The 5,497-nt window shown below is 68.9% G+C and carries 1 protein-coding gene; it reads right to left on the bottom strand.

Going from position 1 to position 5,497, the window contains the following annotated elements; translation table 11 throughout:
• The coding region (locus FKP22_RS19580) for a beta-ketoacyl synthase N-terminal-like domain-containing protein (RefSeq protein ID WP_211361477.1) at nt 1-5,451 on the bottom strand (5,451 nt) is incomplete at its 3' end.
• Nucleotides 5,452-5,497: the final 46 nt, after the last annotated feature.

The following is a 5,497-nucleotide window of genomic DNA, read 5'->3' as shown; positions in this document are numbered from 1 at the left end:
GGCCACGTCGAAGCCGGGCCTCGCCTCGGGCTCGCTCACTCCTGGGGAGACCACCGCAGGGGCGACGGGACGCGGCACCGCGACGCGGTCCAGACCCGTCCAGCGCCGCAAGGCCTCGGCCTCGGTCTGCATGAAATGGTCGACCAGGCGCTCGATGGTGGGGTGCTCGAAAAACAGCGAGGTGCCGATGCCCTCGGCCCCGATCGCGTCGCGCAGGGCATTGGTCAGCTCCAGCGCCAGGATGGAGTCGATGCCGTATTCGTCGAAGCCGATGTGGGCCTGGATGGTTTCCACCGGCAGCCCGACGCCCTCGCTGATCAGCTGCCTGATCTGCAGGATGCTTTTTTCACGCAAGCGCTCATCCGCGGCCTGCGCTGGATTTGCAGCAATCGAATCGATCATCTCGGAGGTGTTCCGCTTGAGTTGGGTTTCGCGTGCGGCTGGCGGCACGGCTTCGTTGGCTGCGTCGCCCGGGCGCACGGCGCCGCCTGGCACCCAGTGGCGTTCCTGGGCGAAGGCATAGGTCGGCAAGCTGATGCGGCGCCGCTGGTGCGGGCCGTGCAGCGCCGCCCAGTCCAGCGCAAAGCCCTTGACCCACAGGGCCAGCAATGGGTTCAGCTCGGCATTTGCCAGCCAGCCGCGCACGGCTTGCGCATGGTCTTCGTCCGCCGGCAGGGCCGCCATGGCTGCCTTGTGCGGCCGAACCTGGCCGCGATGGCCCGCTTCCACGCCAGGCTCGCCGGCCAGGAAACGCGCCAGCTTGTCGCGCAGCTCGTCCAGCGATCCTGCGACCAGGGCCAGCCGTTCTTCCATGGCCTCTCGCCCCACCTGCAGCGTGTAGGCCAGGTCGTTCAGGTCAAGGCCTGCGTTTTCCGGCAAGGCGATGAAAGCCGAGAGCTGGCGCGCCTGCGCAAGCAAGCGCTCTTCATTGCGCGCCGAGAGCACCACCGCAACCGGCCCGGCATCGACCGCCGCCGACGCCGGCGCGATGTACTCCTCCAGCACCACGTGTGCATTCACGCCACCAAAGCCGAACGAGCTCACGCCCGCGCGGCGCGGCAGCGGCTGGCCTTTCGCGTCGCGCAGCGCTTCCCATTCGCGTGTTTGCTGCACCACGTAGAACGGGCTGCCGTCCAGGTCGATGTAGGGGTTCAGCGTCTCGCTGTGCAGGCTCTTGACCAAGGTCTTGTGCTTCATCTGCAGCAGCACCTTGACGACGCCTGCCACACCGGCTGCGAGTTCCAGGTGGCCGATGTTGGTCTTGACCGAGCCCAGGCCGCAGTGCGGTGCTGCGACTTCGCTGTCACCGGTGGCGGCATACAGCTCCTTGAACGCGGCCTTGAGCCCGTTGATCTCCACCGGGTCGCCCAGCGGCGTGCCGGTGCCGTGGGCTTCGATGTAGCTCACGGTGCGCGGGTCGATGCCAGCGTTGCGGTGTGCCTTGGCGATCACCGCGGCCTGCGCCACCGGGTTCGGGGCCGTCAGGGAATTGGCGCGCCCGCCGTGGTTCTCCGCGCTGCCGCGCACCAGGCCGTGGATGTGGTCGCCGTCGCGCTCGGCGTCCGACAGGCGCTTGAGCACCAGCATCGCCACGCCTTCACCACGCACATAGCCGTTGGCATTGCTGGCGAAGGTCTTGCAGCGGCCATCCTCGCTCAGCATGCCGGCCTTGTTGAAGCTGATGTGCATTTCCGGCGTGACCATGGTGTTCACGCCACCGGCGATGGCCAGGCCGCAGTCGCCACGCTGGATCGCCAGGATGGCCCGCCGCAGCGCCACCAGCGAGCTGGAGCAGGCCGTTTCCACCGGCTCGCTGGGCCCATGCCAGTCGAGGAAATAGCTCATGCGGTTCGGGCCGACCGAGGGCACGCCACCGGTGGACGAATAGGCTTCGCCGCCCAGGCTCACGCGGTTCAGCAGCGTGCCGTAGCCGGCAGCACCGGTGCCGACATAAATGGCTGTGTCGCTGCCCGCCAGCGCCGGCCCGGCATAGCCGGCGTCTTCCAGCGCCTTCCAGACGTGCATCATCATCAGCCGCTGCTGCGGATCCATCAGCCTGGCTTCCTTCGGCGAGATGCCGAAGAACATGGGGTCGAACTGATCGATGCCGGCCATGAAGCCGCCCCACTTGATGTGGGTGCGGTTCTGCTCGTGCGCCGGGTCGCCGAACCATTCGCGCCAGTCCCAGCGCTCGGGCGGGATCTCGGTGATGCAGTCCTGGCCCTGGGCCAGCACGCGCCAGAAGGCCTCAAGGTCCGGCGCCTGCGGGAACTGCCCGCTCATGCCGATGATGGCGATGGGCTCGTCCAGCGCCTGGCGCTGGCTCACCACCGCTGCCGGGCGGACCAGGCTGGCGCGCCCGCGCGACCGGGGGCGTTCGACCGCAGGTTCCTGCGCGAGCATGGGGGCCATGGCGTCTGTCATCTCGGCGACTGCTGGTGCGAGCAGCGGTGCGAGTGCCGCGTGGTGCTCGCTCGCCAGGTGGCCGGCCAGCGCGTCCAGCGTGGGATGCTCGAAGAAGATCGTCGGCTTCACATCGATCCGGTACTGCTGGCTCAGCGCATTGCCGAATTCGGTCAGCGAGATGGAGTCGAAACCGTATTCGCTGAGCGCCGTGTCGCCATCGATGTCTTCGGGCTTGACCTTGATCAGCTGCGACACCATCTCGACCAGCATGCGCCTGACCTTGTCCTGCAGCACGCTGCCAGCCGGGGCGGGCACGGCGGCAGGCACCGGCCTGTCGTCCTGCGGGGCACTGCCCATTGGCGAGCGCACGCCGAACTGCCGCAGGCGCACGCAGACGGCACCCTGCTCGTCGCAGAGGTCGATGTCGAAGCGTTGCACGGACTCACCGGCCTGGCTGCCGGGGCAGCGCTGCGCGATGGCCCACATCGCCAAGGTGCACGGCGCGAAGGTCTCCAGGCTGCCAAGCGCAAAGGGCAGCATCAACTGAGGCTCGCCCACTTGCAGGCCCAGCGTGGCCTGCAGGGCCGCGTCCACCAGACTGGGGTGCAGCTGGTAGTCCGGCCAGGTGGCCTGCACCGCCTCGGGCAAGACCAGCCGTGCCAGCACCTGGCCGGCGCCGACAAACAGCTCGTGCAAGCCGCGGAACGCGGGGCCGTAGCGCAAGCCCATGCGGGCGAAGCGCTCCTGGCACTGCGCGCCGCTGAGATGCGCCGCGTCGCAGCGTTGGCGCAGCGCCGCCAGGTCGTGGGCCTCGACAGGAAGCTTCGCGAGCTCGGACCTGGCCATGCCCTGGCTGTAGACCACAGCCTCGTCGCCAGCGCCTTCGCCGCGAATCTCGAAACCGAGCTCGCCGTTCGCCTCCGGGTACAGCGTCACATGCACCGGTAAGCCGCCCTCGCCCACCGCGATCGGCCGCTGCCAGGCCACGTCATGCAAGGCGATGCGACCGGCCTCGCCCAGCACTTTGCTTGCGGCCTGGCGCGCCATTTCCAGCTGGGCCGCAGCGGGCAGCACACGCGCCTCGCGCACCACGTGATCGGCCAGGAAAAAGGCCTCGCCGCTCAGCTGCGTGCTGAAGCGCAGGCCGTCCAGGTCCGAGGTGTTGCGGTGAAGCAGCGGATGCAGGGCTGCCGTCGCGGCAGCGCCGGCTGGCTTTGCATCGTCCGTCCGCACCCAATGCCGCTCGCGGGCAAAGGGATAGGTCGGCAGGCTGATGCGGCGTGGCCGCACCGCGCCGTAGAGGCGCTGCCAATCCACCGCCATGCCCTTGACCCACAGGTCCAGCAGTTTGCCCAGCTTGCCCTTGGCCATCCAGGCCTCGGCGATGGCGGCCATGTCCTCGTCACCCGCCAGCGCGGCCAGCGTGTCCTTGTGCGCCTTGACCTGGCCCCGGTAGACCTCGGCCATGGCGAGCTTGCCGGCAAGGTGGTCGGCGAGCCTCTCGCGCAGCTCCGCCAGCGAACCGACAACCAGCGCAAGGCGCTCCTCCATGGCCTTGCGCCCCACCTGCAGCGTGTAGGCCAGGTCGGCCAGCACGATGCCGGGCTCGGCTTCGATGGCCGCAAGCAGCTGCTGCACCTGTTCGGCGAGCTGGGACTCGGTGCGCGCCGAGAGCACGACGGCGACCGGGCCTGCATCGACAGCCGCCGACGCCGGTGCGATGTACTCCTCCAGCACCACGTGTGCATTCACCCCACCAAAGCCGAACGAACTGACGCCCGCGCGGCGCGGCAGCGGCCGGCCCTGCGCGTCGCGCAGCGCTTCCCATTCGCGTGTTTGCTGCACCACGTAGAACGGGCTGCCGTCCAGGTCGATGTAGGGGTTCAGCGTCTCGCTGTGCAGGCTCTTGACCAGAGTCTTGTGCTTCATCTGCAGCAGCACCTTGACGACGCCCGCCACACCTGCCGCCAGTTCCAGGTGGCCGATGTTGGTCTTGACCGAGCCCAGGCCGCAGTGCGGTGCCGCCACTGCGCTGTCGCCGATGGCCGCATACAGCTCCTTGAACGCCGCCTTGAGCCCGTTGATCTCCACCGGGTCGCCCAGCGGCGTGCCAGTGCCGTGGGCTTCGATGTAGGTCACGGTGCGGGGGTCAATGCCTGCGTTGCGGTGCGCCTTGGCGATCACCGCCGCCTGCGCCACCGGGTTCGGCGCCGTGAGGGAATTGGCCCGGCCGCCGTGGTTCTCGGCGCTGCCGCGCACCAGGCCGTGGATGTGGTCGCCGTCGCGCTCGGCGTCCGACAGGCGCTTGAGCACCAGCATCGCCACGCCTTCGCCGCGCACATAGCCGTTGGCGTTGCTGGCAAAGGTCTTGCAGCGGCCGTCCTCGCTCAGCATGCCGGCCTTGTTGAAGCTCACATGCGCCTCCGGCGCAACAAGGGTGTTGACCCCGCCGACGACGGCCACCGAAGCCTCGCCCTTCTGCAGCGCCGCCACCCCGCGCCGCAGCGCCACCAGCGAGCTGGAGCAGGCGGTTTCCACCGGCTCGCTCGCGCCATGCCAGTCGAACAGGTAGCTGAGCCGGTTGGGGCCGACCGAGGGCACGCCGCCGGTCGCGGCATAGGCTTCGCCGGCGAGGCGGGCACGGTTCAGCAGCGTGCCGTAGCCCGTCGCCCCGGTGCCGACGTAGATCGCCGTGTCGCTTCCCGCCAGCGCCGTGCCTGCGTAGCCGGCGTCCTCCAGCGCCTTCCAGACCTGGGCCATCATCAGCCGCTGCTGAGGGTCCATCAGCTCGGCTTCTTTCGGCGAGATGCCGAAGAACATCGGGTCGAATTCGTCGACACCCTCGATGAAGCCGCCCCACTTGACGTTGGTCTTGTTGTCTTCGGTGATCGGGTCGCCGAACCAGGCCTGCCAGTCCCAGCGCTCGCGCGGCACCTCGCCGATGCAGTCCTTGCCAGCCTGCAGGTTGCGCCAGAACTCGGCGATGTCCCGGGCCTGAGGGAAGTGGCCGCTCATGCCGATGATGGCGATGGGCTCGTCAACCACCGGCCTTCGGCTTGCGGTTGCCTGTCGCTGGTTGAAGAGATTGCGG

Source organism: Ideonella azotifigens, from assembly GCF_006519715.1.
GTDB lineage: Bacteria > Pseudomonadota > Gammaproteobacteria > Burkholderiales > Burkholderiaceae_C > Ideonella > Ideonella azotifigens.
Note: the sequence above shows the minus strand (reverse complement) of the source record. Positions and strands in the feature narration are given on the sequence as shown.